Source organism: Nostoc sp. UHCC 0252 (assembly GCF_034931145.1).
GTDB lineage: Bacteria > Cyanobacteriota > Cyanobacteriia > Cyanobacteriales > Nostocaceae > Nostoc.
The window spans coordinates 18248-36084 of the sequence record NZ_JAYGHE010000016.1 but is presented as its reverse complement, the minus strand read 5'-3'; the positions used below and the strand labels follow the sequence as shown (position 1 = coordinate 36084).

The following is a 17837-nucleotide window of genomic DNA, read 5'->3' as shown; positions in this document are numbered from 1 at the left end:
GCGCTTTCCTTGGCGTTCCTTTGCGTTTAAAAAATAACTATGAATAAATGGGCAATTTTGAGTGGAATTGAAGCTAACTTGCCAGCTTACGAATCTGTAATAGCTGACATTAAGCGTCAGGGTAATAGCGTAGAAGCTTTGTATATTTTAGGCGATTTAGTAGGGACTAGACCAGAAGCCGAGAAGTTAGTAGAACGAGTGCTTAACCCACGTCATGGAGAATTAGAACCCCTGATTTGTAAGGGATGGTGGGAAGAACAGTGTTTGATTTTGCATGGTCTGGGAACCACTGGGGATGCTCCTGAACTTATAGCAAAATATGGAGGTGATACAGTAAAACTACTATGGGATAGCGTATCACGTAAAACTGTACAATGGTTGCGATCGCTCGACTTTGGTTTTTTTGAATTAGATTGTTTATTAATCCACGGCTCAACGGTAAGTGTGGATGACGAACTGACTCCAGAAACTCCCCCAATTCAAATGCTTGATAGACTCTCAAGGATGCAAGCAAATAACTTATTCTGCGGTCGTTCTGGTTTAACTTTTCAGTATCAATTGCAAACTGGTTCTATTACTACTGGACTTACGACTCTTGATAAGCAAGTGTCCCCTCAAACTTTTACCGTTGCACCGCGTCAAGTTATTGGGGTGGGGAATGTGGGACGGACACCAGGTCAAGCTACCTATACTTTGTATAACCCCGGAACGAATCAGGTGGAATTCAAGACGGTGTATTACGGCAATAGCAAGGGATTTCAAAGCCAGCACAAGGGTATAAAATCGAAATCTAGCGTTTAACGCACTCTGTAAATCTCTGCATTTTGCGTGAGTACGAAGGATTAACACGCTTATAGCGCAATACGGTTCAGTTAAGGCTAAAACCCTTTGTCAAAGTCATCTTTTTTTACGAACCACAGAGACGCAGAGAAGCCAGTGCGTTGGGCGGGTTCCCCGACTTGAAGCAACTGGCGCGGCACTGAGAGAATCAAGAAATGCTTTATTGGCTTATCCCTCTCCTATCATTGCCTGACTTGAAGAAGATTTTGGACAGGTTGTCCAAGTTTACCTTCCAAAAACGTCCAAAAAATAACATAAAGGAAAGCTAAACGGCTCAAACTATCTCTCTGTATACAAGATAAAGGTTTTGTCACTATAGCAGCTATATTTATATTTTTTGCTCCTACTGAATTTTCAAACAACCTCTTACTTCCTACGGTCAATAATGCAAACTCCTATATCTACAATCTTCATATAGCAACTTATATATGATAATAGCGCGTAGATAAATACAATAATCCCCAGCATCTCTAACACTTCTTCTAGAGTGAAGATTAAAACATAAATCATATCGTTTTTCTGATATTGATTGACGTAATAACCTCCCAGCATTTCAGTAAAAATCGTACCCGCTACATAGATTGTCCCAGCAGTGAAAAATAATTGTCGTATTTTCCTCGGTAGAGTAAAAATAAATCGCCCGAAAACCAGCAAAAACAACATTACAAAGATAGCACCAGCAATTACCCAAGTGAAGTAAAAAAAACCACTCGCATTGAATGTATTTCGCAGTGGTATAATCAGTCTTTCATGAAGGCTAATAAATTCATCTAAAGATAAACCAGCAAACACTACTGAAAGCCCTATCCATGACCAGAAGCTGCTATTATTATTTAAATTCTGAGCTTGAGCAATGATTACCAGTAGAATAGAGCAAAACGCTAACATTACTGTAGAGTACAGTGAAGGTAAATTGATCTCAGCGTCGAGGTTAAAAAACTCTAAAAAGATATCTCTACCTGGAAAATCAGGCAGATAGCGTATATTAAAATGTGCCACAATATTAGCTAAGGCAAAAGACATTACTATGCAAAGCAGGAATTTTAAAATTCTCTTAATAGAAAGATATAGTTTTAACTTACCTGAACGCAAAGCCCCTACAGCATCTTCTTGGTTTATAGCAATTGTTTGTTCAATTACAGTCGGATATTCATCCATACTTATTTCTGTATGAGACTGTTGCTTTAGGATCTTCTCCCTATCTGGCAGCACAATGTTTGCCATAAAATAGTCTATGGTTTGCTGTTTAACAAAACCATGCATAACTAAAATTTCTTCTAATTTTTTGCTATTCAAATTTTGTGTTTGAAGTGCTGTATGTAATTGATCTGGGGTAATTAGTTCAGCCTCAGCTAAGTACATCTCAATTCCCTTAAACTGAAACTTTTGCATGTCAATTTTCCTATTCAATAGTATCCGATTACTGTAATTTTTATCTAGCAAGACATACGCCCTGATTTAAATCATAAATCATCTTGATTGTTGATATTCATAACGTGTTAGTTTTTGATAATTTTACCTTAACCACTGCTTAACCTAAATACAAGCTATGCTAAAAATAAAAAATCTTGTTGCCAAATTGCCACAATTTTCTGTAATTACTTGCTTGCCTATGCCAGCTTGTAAAAGATTGTTTGAAAAGTGGTTAACTGTGATTTTAGGCACTTGTGGGGGGAGCATCCCAGTTTTCATTCTTCTAAAAAATATAAATAAAGCGTGAGAAGGTAAAGTAATAATCCACGCGATCTTTTGAAAGGGAGCTGTCATGACTAAAGAAGAAAACCAACTTTTAATTGAACATGCTCGTGCGATCGCTAAAATACTCTACAAAAACGCTCCGGTTGAGGAACTGATGTTTTGACTTCTACACCGGAAACCGAATTTTCAACCAACAACGAAGTGGGATTACCTGTTTCTACTTGCCCCTCTGTTTGATTAGCGATCGCTGCATTCGCCAACGACTGAAACAACCGCACACGATAGAACTCCTGCTGCAAAAGGGACAGAACACTTAGCACGCCCAATTCAGACCAATCCCCTAAATCCTCATTGTGCAGAGATATAAAAGAGGTGTCCAAAAGCACAAACTTCAAAGACGGTTAAAAAATTGGTGTTGCTAGATTCGCATGATGGATGATGATACCATGCTAGAAGCCGCAGTCTTTCTTCAAGAGAGCAGCTAAATTTATTTGCCCTAACTTAGAGCGATTGTCCAAGGTTTTTCAGATCATGGAAAACCATAAGGGACTAGTGCATCTGCCTTGGGAACTGCTGCATGATGGCAAGTGTTTTTTGGTAGAAAAAATGCCCCCGATTATTCCGGTGCGTTTGATATCCAATGGTCAACCAATAGTTACTGTCAGTAGACCTAAAATTAAATCGTCCCAAATCAGCTTTGCTTACATTACCGCGATCGCCCAATTACACCCGATCGTGGTTCAAGAAGAACAGCACCGTCAAGCGTTGTTTTCTGCCTGTGGGGTTGCCTAACAAGCACCAAAATCGCCCCTCGGTTTGCTGTAAAATACTCCCCAATTTTGGGCACGATTTGCGATAACATCATATTGCTTTCTCTTCCCTTTTTTGTATTTGCAGATAATTCATAAAATATTATTCTTAGTTAAGAATGAAGATGAATAGAGAACGGAGGCGGCAGATCATGAACGATTGGAATTTGCCTTGGGAAGGCGGATGTCGTTGTGGACAGATACGGCTTCAGGTGAGTGCCCCGCCTCTGCTGACGATGGCTTGCCACTGCACGGGTTGCCAGCGAATGACTGCCAGCGCTTTTTCTTTAAGCGTTGCGATTCCAAGCGTTGGGTTCTCAATACTGAAAGGTCAGCCGACCATCGGCGGTTTGCATGGCGCGACTCGCCATTACTTTTGCCCACACTGCATGAGTTGGATATTTACTCGTCCTGAAGGAATGGACGAGTTCGTTAACCTTCGTGCGACGATGCTGGACGATGCCTCATGGTTCACGCCTTTCATCGAAACTTGGACGAGGGAAAAGCTGCTATGGGCGATGACCTCTGCGGTTCATAGCTTCGAGACCCTGCCCAATTACGAAGACTATGCTTCCCTGATAGAAGAATACACCAAGCAAGCATCGAAACCTTTATGATGACTGGAACTTGAAACCTTCCCCAATCTTCAACCCCTTTCGGGAGCTACTTCCCCTGTTGCGCTCAATGTGAAGGCTCCAGTCATCGTTAGGATCGGGAGCTATGCGGTTTTGTCAGATCCGGTAAAAAACAAGCGGTCGCTAAATCATTTTTCCAGCATTATAAATTATTTTATACTTAAATGCCGTACCAACACTTAAAAAAGCATGGATACCTGAACCTACTTTTTGACAAAATTAGATGGGTCTTGATCTCGTCGATGCTGAGTAGGAATGGGGTCTGGCTGCCCATCACCCGCAAGGGCTGCGGTTTTCTCCAAGGATTCCCTCAACCGCTTGGCTGCGTAAATGGACATATCTCGCGGTACATTAATGCGATCGCGTAAATATCGTAGAGCAACATCAGATCCCGATGGAGGTACACAGTCTTTACCGAGCATCATGTGTGTTAAAGCACAACGTAGGGCTTGATCAAACAACTTGTCATCTAAGGGGTTAACTCGGATAATATTGATGCGGTGTTCGATAGTTTTTTGAAGAGCTTCCATGCGGGAGTTCTCCGGTTCTGGATAACTAACATCTGGTAGCCCGAACCAGGGACCATTATCCACCCGCGCTTTATTGAGAAGCATTTGGGTTTCGCCATTTTCCCAACAGCCCCCCATCTGGGGCGGTAAATCATGTACATGGGTGTGAAAGTCGCTCTGGGTACCACAGTAGGTCGAGCGGCTTTCCATTGCCGCAAACCATTCGCTCAAGCGAGGGTTTTCCGAACGCAGTGAGTAGCCCTTGTAGTAGTAAAGGCTCGCATTCATCCGTTCGAGATAGGGCGTGAAAATGACATCGACGATGCCGAAGCTATCTAAAAAGTAAGGGCTTGGGGTGCAACCCAGAGCTTCTTCTACCCTAGCCACCACGACCATAAATTGTTCTCGGTTACGTCGTTCTTGTTGAGACGAACCTGCTCTAGAACACAGCCAAACGCACCAAGCTCTAAATAAAAGTCGCTCTAATCGACGTAGAGGAAGCACGCTGTGGTCTTCCATCCCTTGGCTCAATGGAGCAAAAACCTTTTCCAAAGCGATCAAAATGTCATCGCTTTCCTTTATAATCCTCCCATCTAGCTCGATTGCCGGAAGCATTCCTGACGGTACCTTACGTTTGTACCAACTTTCTTTCTCCCCGTAGCAGAACATTGTCACTTTTTCGATCCGATAGGGGATCTGTTTTTCCTCTAGCCATAACCAAATTTTTTGACAGTATGGACACCAGGCGTGGTTATCGCGGTACAGCGTTACCCGCACATCAGATTCCGGCTGACCAAACAACCGCAACCGGGCTTTCGCGTTGGTGAGACCATTAACGGTATCCATTTGATAGTCCGTGAGCCTTTCTAGTTCTTGCCAGCTTAAGGGTGCGATCGCCATAGAGAGAGTAAGTACGTAGGGAAATACTTGGGACTTTTCTTGACTCTACAATATTTTTAGTTACATCAAGGTTTAATTTCCACTCTCAAGCGGCAATGTTGCGGTAATCTGTAACTCTTAAAGTAACGGGAGCAAGATTTATTTTAGCCCAAGATTGATTCTGAATCAAGTTTCCACTGATGTTTGAGCAATTTTTGGTAAGTAGCTTCCCTAACTTTCATCTGCTTATAGAGCATCAGCAAAAACTCTTGAGCTTGTTCACGTGACATCTGCTGCACAAGATCCGCGAAAGTTCTAAGGCTAAATTCTTGTTCTAAAGATAATTCAATGGGTTGATTCATCGCTTCTATTGCCCACTCTTTTATTTTAGTTTGCTTAATGTAAGCAAATATTCCTTTATATAAATAAATGTTACGATGGCTTTACAAAAATTAAAGGGGTGTAAACCGTACCGGCGTAAGTTATAAATGCCGTATCTGCTGCTGGTTGGGGCGATAGCAGAACCCGGTTTTAGCCTACTAGGGCGTGTTTTCATATAACCACAATAGAGTGGAGGCGATCGCAATCATGCCTGTATAATTTGCAGTAAGTTTTTCATATCGGATAACAATGCGGCGAAATTGCTTAAGTTATGTTGTAAAAAAATCAACATTCAGAAGGCGATCGCTTACTCAGGAGTAGCGATCGCCTTAATAAATATCAGATGGCTGCACAGAAGACACAGAAACATCCCAATATCTTCTCTACAGCTTAGTGATATCTGGTCTTTGAATCCTGTTCTTAAACCTAAATCCATCCTCAAATGGAATAGATAAGCAAGTCATCGAACTTGATATCGAAAAATGCCCGTGCAGACATCGGTTTTAAATGGAATTAGTCAAGCGGCATGTCCGACGTAATACACGACGGTTTTTGATAGCGATGCTGAAGCCTATGAGATAATTGTGAAAGTAGTCAACACTCATGATGAATTATCTCCAGTTCCGAATTAATTTCAGTTCACTTCATATTGCTGGACTAATTTTTTTCTGCTAAACGTTTGATCGTAGAGTCATATATTTGCACGAGAATATCCTTAAGTCCATAACTCCAACTCCAATCCGGGTAAGGTTTACGTAAATGGGCTGTTAAGGGATTTAGAAAGTATCTAATTTTTTACTTTGAGCAAGATGAAAGCATTGAAGTTGTGCGGATTCTCTATGCAGGGCAAGATATAGAAAGGATTTTAGAATAAGAGTGATATTGATTAGCGATCGCTTGTATGATTATTTTGGTGGAGGGATGATTTAAGGCTGGCATATCTCAACTAACTTAGCTGCGATCGCTTGGAAACTGAACCAGATAACCCTACTATCCAACTCGTACAAATCTAAGCAATACGATGAGAGTATAAGTAACTTTAGATAGAGCCAGAATCATTGACGTTCTAAGTATATACGCAATAAAATTGGGAGCATCCCGTTTTGGCAGATCGCCCTCAGACTAGAAGTCTGGGGCTATACAAACAAAACCCGCCTACGCGGGTTTCAGAAAGTCCGCGCAGGCGGACTTCGTTTGTGTAGCCGCGATTTCCAATCGCCCGGTGTTTCTTCCAAAAGTGGATGCTCCCATAAAATTATTGTTGTAGAACCTAACGATAGAGTTCATTTAAGTAATTTGCCCAGAGAATAAACACGAGCAATATATAAAGATAATTTGGATAAAACAAATGAACACCAAAATTATTGCTTTCTTGGGAATCACCGCCGCCTTTGCAAGCCTAGGAAGCCAGGTGTACGCACAGTCACCAGCATCAAACCCAAATCCAAGACAATACAGATTAACAGGTGATTCTTTAGTTGGAATTGATAATAGAACAGCCCAAGATGACTTTAGAAGTTTTTTTGAGCGAACTAATCCAGCAAGCATCTCTAACAATAATAGAAGAGACAACAACACTCAAACCAAAATCCGTTTTAACGAATCATTATCATTGCCAGATACTTCTGTTTTCTTAACACCCGCTCAGTCTGGTAATGACAATGACGGATTGCAAGTACAGTTAGATTTAGGAAGAGAATAATTAGCCCTCAAATCTTCAGACATATATAGCGGTTCTCAATTGCATCGAATATAGACCTAACCCCCAGTTCCTTCCCTACAAGAGAAGGGGAGTAGTATAGTAAGCGTCAAAGCCTCTCCCCCTACTCCCCTGCCTCTTTTGAATGCATCGGCTTAATTATTTAATCGTCCCTGTTGGTCAAAATTAGCGTCAAATACTAATGAACCATTAGTTGATAGGACAATGTAGCGATAGTTACGTGGAGCCGAACGCCAGAATTGTCCCAATTGCTTGATGTTATAGCCATTGGGTACATTAATTTCAAAATAACCATGTTCTGGAACCCAGGCAATCCACATACCATTGTTGGCTTGAGCGTAGCCCATTTTATTCCAGAACAAATCGCGGACTGATCGCTCTTGCGCCTCGCTAATGGGTACACGCACCTGTCGCCAAGAAGGACGGCCAGCATTCCGCAGAGCTTCGCGCTTAAGGTTATCGGGTAGCGATCGCCCAATACTGTTGTAATACCAGCTATAGCGTGCCTTCTCAGTCAACATATAAGAACGGGTACAAGCGTCGTACACTGCCGAAAGCAAGCGGCCATCACTGGCATAAACGCTATGCAAGTAATTGCCAAGCCGTAACAATTCGAGGGCTTCTTGTTTGTATGAGCCACGCAACTGATCGAAACTGGGAGCTAGGGTGATCCGAGCGCCTTGCAAGCGTTCATACACTTTTGTTCTGCCCCAAGGGTAATTTTCTTGGCGCTGTAATTCATCCCAATGTCGCTGCACTTGCGGCTGCACTTCCTCAAGCGGCTGAACAGATCCAGGACAATTAGCTTGAGCTTTTGGTATGGCAACTAAAAAGTTGAGTGTAGAAACAATTGGTAATATCCAGAGGAAGTTTTTGTATAACATATTACTGGAGATGTCAGATTTTAACTTAGAGATTTCCCAAATTAATCCTTTTGTGTACAAGCCCAATTAGAGATTTACTAAAAGATAAGATAGAAGTCGAGAAATGGCAATTGTTTATATGCCCTAATCCCAATCCTTAAACAAAAAGCAAAAAGGAGCGATCGCATTGCACCTATCAACAAAGTAAAATCCCTACACTTGATGCAGGGATTACAGAATTACTCTCAAGAGTTATTAATACAAGGGCAATTTAAGATACTTTCGATTGCTGCCATAAAATGAGTTTCAATTCAGAGCAGTTACAAGCCCCATCAATAATCTCTCCTTCATAGTCAGCTAGCCAATCATAAATTTGTGCAGCTTTTGCTAATGCTACTTTTTCTGAACGATAAAGCCGAGGAGTAGGGCAATAGGCTTGGCCATTGATGTGTATAGCTACAATCTGCCAATAATCGCTTTCTGGTACAACTTCTAAAAACCCGTTACTGTAAGACTCGATTATTCCTATATTCATCTACACCATCAAACTTTCTAACGTTGGCCATAATAAAGCCGATGCCAGCCAATTCTTACAAGGCAAAGCTGGAATCACTAGGGAATGCAGTAGCAACCCCTACTAATAATTGTGGGTTCGTAGCTAACGAAAATCTGAATTATTGATCACTTTTTGGCTTAATCGTGAGAGTCTTTGGCTCAAAACCAATATTAAAACAGTAAACTAGCAAAAACTACAAATATAGCAATCCTATCTAATTTGTGAAAATTCTCAGTGTCCAGATCCCCGACTCTTTAAGAAGTCGGGGATCTAACTTTTCACTTTAGGATTGCTATGATATGTGGATAAATGCCAATTCGTAATTCGCAATTTGCATTGCATAAAGGCTAAATGGTAGTTTATTTGTGCTGTACTGTACTAATCTAAATATTCACCGAACAGTAATTAAATTTAGATAAACCACCAGATAGATGAAGAGTTGAGGAAATGATGATAAGTTAATTAGGACTTACGCAAAACCACACGCGGTAGGGGCAATTTATAAATTTTCCTACCAGAAAATCAAGGTTTGGGTTGTTTGCGTAAGTCCTAGTTAAGATAAGCAAAAGCTTTTGTAAACCCCATTGTAAGAAAGTAACTATTATGATTGTTGTCCATCATCTCAACAACTCGCGATCGCAGCGCGTACTATGGCTGCTTGAAGAATTAGGTGTCGATTATGAAATTAAGTTCTACGAACGCGACCAAAAGACGATGCTAGCGCCAGCATCACTGCGCGAAGTCCATCCACTCGGTAAGTCACCAGTGATCACCGATGCAGGAGAGACTATTGCTGAGTCGGGAGCTATCATCGAATACATAGTAAATCGCTACGGCAATGGTCGGCTAATTCCGCCATCTGATACGCCAGAACGCCTGCGTTACACCTATTGGCTACATTATGCTGAAGGTTCGGCAATGCCTCCTCTGGTAATGAACCTCGTCTTCAGCAATTTTGGGAAAGGAGACAGCAGCGTAAAAGATGCATTTATCGCACCCCAAATCAAGCTTCACTTTGACTATATTGAAGGTGAACTTCGTAAAAGTACGTGGTTCGTAGGCGAAGAATTCACCGCCGCCGATATCCAGATGAGTTTTCCTCTGGAAATAGTCGCTACGGAAGCCGAACTCATTTCAAGCCGGCCTCAGATTAAGCAATTTATCGATCGCATCCATGCACGACCTGCTTATGAACGCGCCCTTAAACGTGGGGGCAAATACGACTTCGCCAGCAGCGTTTAATAATTCTCATACCTCGTTGCAAATAAGCTATTTCTGAGCAATTTGCAACTTCAATTCTTGTAAAAGTTCATTGCTCATAGGTGATGTTGCCAGAATTGGATGCTTAATACCTCCCCAAATACTTCCAGTGCGGATACGATGGGAAACTAACACTTCAGGAATTTGATTAGAGATTAAAACCTGTGGCGGTGCAAGTTGACCGATGGCTCTAGCTCTCTGGTAATGATATGATTCTGATAGAGCCTGATCCAATTGTTCGGCAACAATTTCTGGGGCTTGTTTTGCCGAATCTAGTAATAAAATATAGTGGGGAGGATCGGCAATTGGCATCAAGCTTTTAAAATTAGTTTCTTGCAAGTTCAACATAGTTAGAGCATTATTTACAAAGGTTTCTTGCAACTTTTCGCCCACCAAATCGCTAATAGCTTGATGTCGTCCAAGAAACTCTAAACAGGGAGTGTGGCGATAATAATGAGTTACCCGGATGCGATCGCCAATTCGATAACGATATAATCCCCCTTTCTGCGATAAAATAACCGTGTATTCCTTGCCAGTGTCGAGTTCATGTAAACCATGTAGGCAACCAGTCTCATCCTCGAACTCGAAAAACACTTCATCAAGAACCGGCACACATCCCCCAGCTACAATCAAGGGAATTGTCATTGGTGCTTCCGTTGCTAGTAGTCCTTTACCTTGAATTAATATACCTGGAAATTGCGAACGCAATCCCTGAGCTTGATCTGCTGCATTGGCACTATCCCAACAAGAAATCAGCTTCAAATTCGGCCAGAGTTGCATCCAGGGAATATTTTTTTCGCTAAGGAGTTGCAAGCGATGATGTGAAATTCGGTTGTGTAATTCTGTTTGCAATAAATCCTGATTTTCTTGAATATATTTTAAATGTACTTGAAGAAAACTAGGACTCCAGATAGAAATAATTTCTAGTCTTTCAGCTTCTAATAATGCCAAAGCCAATTGATGTTTAAATAAGTTCGCGTCATGCAATCGATTAAGTTTATTTGGCATCACCAACCAAGGACGCAAAAACCAACGCAACCAGCCATCCAAGTAATCTAAATCGTTCTGTATTTGGCTATCAGCTACATTTAATTGTGGCGAGATACAAGCATAAATCTTGCCTGTGGAAAATTTCGGCCCGTGTACAATCAAATCATGTGCCCAGACACAGAACATCTGATTAAACGATCGCCGCAAAGATTGAGTATAAGGAATCCATTTTACAGCCCCGCTACTACCAGAGGTCTTTTCATAGAACAAAATAGGTTCTGGTGTGAGGGCAATTTGCTGATGTTTTTGATTTAACCAGGGTTCGAGCGCATCATAATCTACAATTGGTACACGTTGCCAATCGTCTGTAGAATGAATCCCCAAAGTTTTACCATACTCACTTTTGATCAGGCGATCGCAAATTTCCCTTTGTACAGATGTCTGCATTAACTCTGGATTATCCAAAGCTTGATAAAATCGCCTCGCAGTTGGCGCGAGGATTTGCCCAAAAAGCTGAATAATCGGACGCATTATTGCACCTTTTGATTAGGATAAAGCTTGGTGGCTGCTGGTAAATAAGAACCATCAGCAACAACTACACCGGGAGCAAGACTCGATCCGGCTCCCACAAAAACATTGCTGCCAATTTTGACTTTTTTGACATACAACATTAAATTTTGCTTGCGGGGTTTAATGATGTGGCAATAGATACCGACACCATGCCCAACAACGACGCGATCGCCAATTTCTAATAAACTGCGATCGGCAATCTCCAATCTTGTTGTCCAGTATACATCTCGCCCTACTTTAGCACCCCACAATCGCAACCAACACGAAAACACCCCCGGAATCAATCGCAGCAATGCTTCCAACACCGGAATTGCAATATAAATTACCTGAATTTGATGACTACCCCACCAAGGACTATATTCTTCACCTTGTAGATAACTAATACCCTCGCGCACAGGATAAACCCATTCATGCAAGCGGTAAACTAGCACTGGTAGCCCATAAATAGAAAGCAACACTGCCAGAATACTAAAAATGTTGGGTGAATAAGCGAAGTAGATTATTGCTGCACTAGTTAGCAATAATATAAATGTGGGAAAAAACGAAATAATTTTGCTTATAACTGTCATGAAAATGGAAACAAAAGTTTTTGGAACAAGTTTAATGAGACAGGGATTCCAATTATAGAGGGCAACTTTTCGCTTTCATAATATGTTCCATGTAACTTATCCCAAATTTTCAAATTAGCCCCGTAGTTATAATTTTTTTGGATTTCGCGGCAATGATGCCAAGCATGATCCTGTGGTAAAATTAACCAAGTAGATAAAAATTGATAAAGCCTAGTATTTACAGGAATCATTAACCGGCTATGTCGCCATAAATCTAAGGCAGAAGTTAGACTGACTCCAAGTAAATAACCTGTAGGATCGGCTAACAAATATACAAATAAAGTGTGTATCCATAAATAAATAATTAACAAACTTGTCCAAAGTGTGTTACGAGAAGTTCCTAATACATCCATCTGAGTAACAGTATGATGGACTTGATGAACTTTCCACAAAAATTTAGTATGCAATAAACGATGATTCCAATAATATAAATAATCAACTACAACAAAACTGATAATAAAAGTCGGTATTAAGGTTAGTTTTAAACTTCCTTGTTGGACAGGGAATAAATGTTGATATAGCGAATAAACTAAAGTAGCTTGTAGTAAGGGAATCAAAATCCCTTGAATTGTTAATCCTGTACCATCTAGCAACCAATCTTCACGACTTTTCAGTTTAAATTGAGTTCGTCCAAGCTGATTGGCAATAGTCCAACCAACTAATCCGATAAAGGAACCAAAAATCAATAGTTGTGCAAAGCTTTGTATTTCCACTTCTGATTACTCACACTGATTTTAAAAACTAGCTTGTTATTATGCGATAATTCTCTATATATCCGCCCTACTTAGAATTATATCAAAAACTTCTCCGCATTATGTCTATTAAATAACAAGGACACTTTCAGGCATTGCACTCAAATAAGGATTAAAAATATGTAAAATTATAAGTTTTAAGGTAATTCTCATCAAAAACTAATTTAACTACTAGTAAACTAACTTATGCTTGGATAAAAATTTGCAGACTTAAGAAGCAGACGAAATAAAAGTTTTTGCAATATTTTTGGAATAACTGCAATTTTCTCTATAGGTATGCAACAAAGATAAGTTTAAATCAACTATAACTAAGAATTTAGTGGTTGATAATAATTTTACATCTAGTAGTCTGATTTATCAAAATAGCCTTATTCAACTATGGTGTTGACTCTATGCCTTTTGAGGAGGTAAAAAAATCATGCAAAATTTGTGTAGTCATTGCGAGCAAAGCGAAGCAATCGCCTGGGATTGCTTTGCTCCGCTCGCAATGACAAGAGAGATATTTTTGACTCTCACAAAAATAGCATGAACCGAAAATCACTAAATTTCATCAAAGTTGACACCTAAATGTAACTAGAAAAGTGAATCAAATTAAAAAAAACTGGATAAATATAGACCCATTTTCATTACAGACACGCCTCATACTTGGTACTGCTACATTTTCAGCCTTGGTATTAGGTAGCCTTGCTATATGGATTAGCTGGAAAATGCAGCAAATTTTAGTTGATAGCCATAAGTATAATATAGGACAAATCGCCAAACGCTTGCCGCGAGATGTGCAAATTTATAGTGAAATGATGCAACCTGAAACGGGGTTACAAAAGGCTATTAATAATTTAGAGAATCCTAATATATTGCTATGGTTAAAAGGTTCTAATAATAAAATTATAGTAAAATCTGCGAGTTTGAGTTTATTATCTAATGCTACGCTAAGTGAATTAATGTCCCTGACTAAAATGCCGATTAAACCACAAGTTTATCAAATAAACCAAAGTTATTTTGTTTTATGTGGTAGTTCTGTGCAAGTGCAAGGTAAGCTACTCGGTGACTTATTTGTAGTCAAGGATATTACCCGCGAACAGAAAATGTTTATGGCAATGGTACAGAGTTTAGGTATTATTAGTCTTTTGGCAATTATTATTTTAACGGCTGCGATCGCAGTTTACATCAAGCGCTCTCTGCAACCTCTTCGCCAGCTAAATCAAATGGCTTCGGTGATTTCGGCTGAAGATTTAGGACAATCACAGCTATCTGTTGATAATGCACCCAGCGAAGTTAAAGAATTAGCTCAAACTTTAACTATACTCTTATCGCGCTTATCACAATCTTGGAAGCAAGAACGGGAATTTGTAAGTAATGTTTCTCATGAATTACGTACACCGCTAACCATTGTACATGGTTACTTGCAAAGCGTCTTGCGAAGGCAAAATAATTTAACCCAAACCCAACAAGAAGCTTTAGAAACTGCTGCATCAGAAGCTGAACGCACTATCCGTCTGCTACAAGACTTACTCGATTTAGCACGAGCCGATAATGGTTACTTATATTTTCAAATGAAATCTTATGTGCTGAATGACTTAGTTGAGGAAGTGGTGATGATGGCAAAAAAATATAGCGATCGCATAATTCAAATAGAGTCAAAAGTTGATCGAATTGAGGTGAAAGCAGACTACAGTCGCCTCAAACAAGTATTATTGAATTTGGTCGATAATGCCATCAAGTATTCCGAAGCTGATACACCCATAGTTTTGAAATTAAATCAACTTCAAGATAAAGCAATCCTTGAAGTTTGCGATCAAGGTTATGGAATTCCTTTGCAACAGCAAGCACGGATATTTGAGAGGTTTTACCGCGTAGATGAATCTCGCTCTCATACTACTGGAGGTTGTGGTTTGGGTTTATCGATTGTCAAGACACTTGTAGAAGGTATGAGAGGTAGCGTAACTGTGCAATCCAAATTAGGGGAAGGCAGTACGTTTACAATCAGTCTACCTACATATACCAATAATTAATCTTGTTCCAGTAAGTCAGGCAGCATTTCGCAATTTGCTACATCTTAATAAAAGTCACGCACAAATCAAATAGGAGCAAACTTATGACAGCGCATATCCTTGTGGTGGAAGATGAAGTCAAACTGGCGCGATTTGTCGAATTGGAGCTTAGTAGTGAAGGATACAAAGTAAGTGTAGCTCATGATGGCATTGCTGGTTTAACCTTGGCGCGAGACTCATCACCAGATTTAGCGATTCTGGATTGGATGCTACCGGGTTTGACAGGTTTGGAGATTTGTCGCCGTTTGCGAGCAACGGGTAGTACAGTACCAGTGATTTTATTGACAGCAAAAGATGAAGTGAGCGATCGCGTCGCAGGTTTAGACGCAGGAGCCGATGATTATGTAGTTAAGCCCTTCAGCATAGAGGAACTCCTAGCTAGAATTCGCGCTCATCTGCGCCGCACGCAAGAAATAGAAGAAGATTTGTTGCAATTTGAAGATTTAAGCTTAAATCGCCGCACTCGTGAGGTTTTTCGGGAAAAACGAAGTATTGAGTTAACAGCAAAAGAGTTTGACTTATTAGAATATCTCCTCTCACATCCCCGTCAGGTGTTTACCAGAGATCAAATTTTAGAGAAAGTTTGGGGTTACGATTTTATGGGTGATTCTAATATCATTGAAGTATATATTCGTTATCTCCGACTCAAATTGGAAGAGAATAATGAAAAGCGTGTGATTCATACAATCCGTGGTGTAGGTTATGCACTGCGGGAGTAACTGTAATGACTTGCTGATTTCGGCACAAAGCAACACTTTAAAGACAAAAGACGATTATGAATAAAAAATGGGCTGTTAAACGACTAACAGTAAATCTCACAACCGAGGAAATGAAAAAGCTTGAACAGTACTGTGCTTTGACAGGAAGACCAGCAACGGATGTAATTCGAGAATTGCTCCGAACTCTTGAGGTTAACGATTCTGAGAACTCTGAAATGAAAACAGCAGACTCAAGAATGACAGTTGGCAGCTCGTCAATATCAGAGTAACTACGCAAAATTAATTACAGTCATTGCGAGCGAAGCAATCCCAGCCCTTGCGATTGCTTCATTTCGCTTCGCTGCATTCGCAATGACATTGTGTAATTAATTATGTTTACCTACTTACTTATACCATGTTTGGCAAATCACTTATAATATGTCATTGCGAATGCAACGAAGTGGAATGTTCGCGTAGCGTCTTGTAGAGATAGCAATCGCAAAGGTTTGGGATTGCCGCGCAACGTTTGCAATGACATAAGTATTAAGTCGAACATGATATTACTCATAAACAATACTAATGAGACAGTCAGGGGACAGCCCTATAAAAATAAAGCCTTTTTCCTTTGCTATGTCTTAACAAGCATATATTTTGGGCATCATAATTACAAGCCGAATACATAAGCTAGCAGCCAGAAACTTTTTGGCAGCAAATTTTATATTTACAACTATAGTATTGACCGATGGTAAATAATTTTATAGTGTATTTCTTTATTTCTCGACCCAGTTCGTACACTAGGTTAATTTGGGGATGCCTACAGATTCAATTGGCACTAATCTGTACTGTCAGTATTTGGACATTCTCAGAAGCTAAGTTACAAGCTGCTCAAGCACATCAGACCTGGAAATCACCTTCAGGATTCACAGAGGAAATCACCAAAACAAATCCCGCGCCAACACCTATTTTGATGGCAGCACCCGAAAACTTCAATCCTGATTTGCAAGTACCGCGAGTCATACCTAAACCACCGCAACCACCGCAGAATTCAAGCCCTCCAACAACTTCCACCGAACCCAAAACGCCGGCTCCCGTCTTGGAAAGCATTGATACAGACTATCGCTATGACACAGATAACTTTGGCCAAACCAATTTCTTTTTTGAACCAACGGCTCAGTTTCGATTGAGGAATGGTAATAAAATATTTTTCAAGACTGGTTTTAACTTCTTTGAGCAACGTGGTGTTCAATCAATTACGAATTTTCCCTTGCAAGTTGGATGGCAAGGAAAGGTTGGGCAAGTGACCCTGCAAACAGCAGCCGGAGTTGATATCTTCAATCGTTTACCTACAGCTATTAATCTCAATGCAAAGGTAGAGGCTCCCATTTCGCCGCAGCGAGTTTCGTCATCAGGTGAATTGCTTTCGGTAGTAGTACTATCAGGGAATTTAGAACAAGGGCCTTATAAATCCAATGCTCGAACTTTAGAAAATCAAATTACTGCTTGGCGATTTGGGCCTGATTTATACTGGCAGATTGATCGTAAAACTAGCTTGTTTTCATCATTGCGTTTGGGTAGTTATAACGATGGTAATTCTGAGGTGCAGTCATTTAGTCGGCTAGAGCGCAAGTTCGGACAGTTTTCTCTGGCAGCTAACTTATTCACTTGGAGTTTCAATCGCAATTTAGAACGCACAAGCGGCTATTTTTCCCCACAAGATTTTCTAGTTTACAACGCTGAGGTGGCTTGGGAAGGAGATATTGCTAATTTTTTACGCTGTCGCCTCGCTGCCAACTTAGGACAGCAAAGACTTAACGGAGAATTTGACAATGCCAATACCTATCAAACGCGCTGTACGGTAAAGTTTTCCCCAGATTTAGAGGCAGACCTTGGTTATACCTTCAGTAATGTCCGCAATCAAGAAACGGGGGGAAGTGCCTATGGTGGTAATTCCTTGGCGGGACAGTTGCGGGTCAAGTTTTAGGGGGCAGGGGGCAGGGGGCAGGGAGCAGGGGGCAGGG

The 17837-nt window shown here is 40.5% G+C and carries 18 protein-coding genes; 9 read left to right on the top strand and 9 right to left on the bottom strand.

Features of this window, described 5'->3' with window-relative positions; translation table 11 throughout:
• Positions 1–39 precede the first annotated feature (39 nt).
• On the top strand, positions 40–801 hold the full coding sequence (locus VB732_RS12465; RefSeq protein WP_323231151.1) for a metallophosphatase: 762 nt from the start codon (positions 40–42) through the stop codon (positions 799–801).
• A gap of 405 nt (positions 802–1206) precedes the next feature.
• Here VB732_RS12465 and VB732_RS12460 read toward each other — a convergent pair whose 3' ends face one another.
• Both VB732_RS12460 and VB732_RS12455 read right to left on the bottom strand, forming a co-directional pair.
• Positions 1207–2232, bottom strand: coding sequence for a hypothetical protein (locus VB732_RS12460; protein ID WP_323231150.1), 1026 nt, complete (start codon positions 2230–2232; stop codon positions 1207–1209).
• A 422-nt stretch (positions 2233–2654) separates the two neighbouring features.
• The gene (locus VB732_RS12455) at positions 2655–2918 is read right to left on the bottom strand and encodes a hypothetical protein (RefSeq protein WP_323231149.1); all 264 of its coding nucleotides are present in this window, start codon (positions 2916–2918) and stop codon (positions 2655–2657) included.
• A gap of 151 nt (positions 2919–3069) precedes the next feature.
• Here VB732_RS12455 and VB732_RS12450 point away from each other — a divergent pair, with 151 nt between their 5' ends.
• Complete coding sequence (locus VB732_RS12450) at positions 3070–3330, top strand: hypothetical protein (RefSeq protein ID WP_323231148.1); 261 nt, start codon at positions 3070–3072, stop codon at positions 3328–3330.
• A 169-nt stretch (positions 3331–3499) separates the two neighbouring features.
• Complete coding sequence (locus VB732_RS12445; RefSeq protein WP_323231147.1) at positions 3500–3964, top strand: GFA family protein; 465 nt, start codon at positions 3500–3502, stop codon at positions 3962–3964.
• Between the two features lie 221 nt (positions 3965–4185).
• Here VB732_RS12445 and VB732_RS12440 read toward each other — a convergent pair whose 3' ends face one another.
• Positions 4186–5391, bottom strand: coding sequence for a glutathione S-transferase family protein (locus VB732_RS12440; RefSeq protein WP_323231146.1), 1206 nt, complete (start codon positions 5389–5391; stop codon positions 4186–4188).
• Between the two features lie 143 nt (positions 5392–5534).
• Positions 5535–5732: an NblA/ycf18 family protein gene (locus VB732_RS12435; protein WP_323231145.1), complete on the bottom strand. Its 198-nt coding sequence runs from the start codon at positions 5730–5732 to the stop codon at positions 5535–5537.
• Positions 5733–7099: 1367 nt separating this feature from the next.
• Between VB732_RS12435 and VB732_RS12430 the strand changes: the two genes are divergently transcribed.
• Positions 7100–7453: a hypothetical protein gene (locus VB732_RS12430; protein WP_323231144.1), complete on the top strand. Its 354-nt coding sequence runs from the start codon at positions 7100–7102 to the stop codon at positions 7451–7453.
• Between the two features lie 152 nt (positions 7454–7605).
• Here the strand turns inward: VB732_RS12430 and VB732_RS12425 are convergent, their stop codons facing one another.
• Positions 7606–8355 (bottom strand): hypothetical protein, encoded by a 750-nt coding sequence (locus VB732_RS12425; protein ID WP_323231143.1) that lies wholly within the window; start codon positions 8353–8355, stop codon positions 7606–7608.
• A gap of 250 nt (positions 8356–8605) precedes the next feature.
• A complete protein-coding gene (locus tag VB732_RS12420; protein ID WP_323231142.1) occupies positions 8606–8869 on the bottom strand; it encodes a hypothetical protein in 264 nt (87 codons plus the stop codon).
• 624 nt (positions 8870–9493) lie between these two features.
• Here VB732_RS12420 and VB732_RS12415 point away from each other — a divergent pair.
• The gene (locus VB732_RS12415; protein WP_323231141.1) at positions 9494–10132 is read left to right on the top strand and encodes a glutathione S-transferase; all 639 of its coding nucleotides are present in this window, start codon (positions 9494–9496) and stop codon (positions 10130–10132) included.
• Positions 10133–10159: 27 nt separating this feature from the next.
• On the opposite strand, the gene VB732_RS12410 is transcribed toward VB732_RS12415, so the two are convergent.
• The 3 genes from VB732_RS12410 to VB732_RS12400 are packed head-to-tail and all read right to left on the bottom strand — an operon-like array spanning position 10160 to position 13031.
• A complete protein-coding gene (locus VB732_RS12410; protein ID WP_323231140.1) occupies positions 10160–11671 on the bottom strand; it encodes a GH3 family domain-containing protein in 1512 nt (503 codons plus the stop codon).
• Positions 11671–12279 carry an acyl transferase gene (locus tag VB732_RS12405; RefSeq protein ID WP_323231139.1) on the bottom strand — a complete coding sequence of 203 codons (609 nt, stop codon included), beginning with the start codon at positions 12277–12279 and terminating at the stop codon, positions 11671–11673. Before VB732_RS12405 ends, VB732_RS12410 begins: the two co-directional genes overlap by 1 nt.
• Positions 12276–13031: a sterol desaturase family protein gene (locus tag VB732_RS12400; RefSeq protein WP_323231138.1), complete on the bottom strand. Its 756-nt coding sequence runs from the start codon at positions 13029–13031 to the stop codon at positions 12276–12278. Before VB732_RS12400 ends, VB732_RS12405 begins: the two co-directional genes overlap by 4 nt.
• A gap of 620 nt (positions 13032–13651) precedes the next feature.
• On the opposite strand from VB732_RS12400, the gene VB732_RS12395 reads away from it, so the two are divergent.
• The 4 genes from VB732_RS12395 to VB732_RS12380 all read left to right on the top strand — a co-directional run bounded on the left by VB732_RS12395 (position 13652) and on the right by VB732_RS12380 (position 17800).
• Positions 13652–15082, top strand: coding sequence for a HAMP domain-containing sensor histidine kinase (locus VB732_RS12395; protein WP_323231136.1), 1431 nt, complete (start codon positions 13652–13654; stop codon positions 15080–15082).
• A gap of 83 nt (positions 15083–15165) precedes the next feature.
• Positions 15166–15840, top strand: a complete 675-nt coding sequence (locus VB732_RS12390; RefSeq protein WP_323231135.1) for a response regulator transcription factor — start codon at positions 15166–15168, stop codon at positions 15838–15840.
• 56 nt (positions 15841–15896) lie between these two features.
• Positions 15897–16109 carry a CopG family transcriptional regulator gene (locus VB732_RS12385; RefSeq protein WP_323231134.1) on the top strand — a complete coding sequence of 71 codons (213 nt, stop codon included), beginning with the start codon at positions 15897–15899 and terminating at the stop codon, positions 16107–16109.
• 452 nt (positions 16110–16561) lie between these two features.
• Complete coding sequence (locus VB732_RS12380) at positions 16562–17800, top strand: hypothetical protein (RefSeq protein ID WP_323231133.1); 1239 nt, start codon at positions 16562–16564, stop codon at positions 17798–17800.
• The last annotated feature ends 37 nt before the right edge of the window (positions 17801–17837 follow it).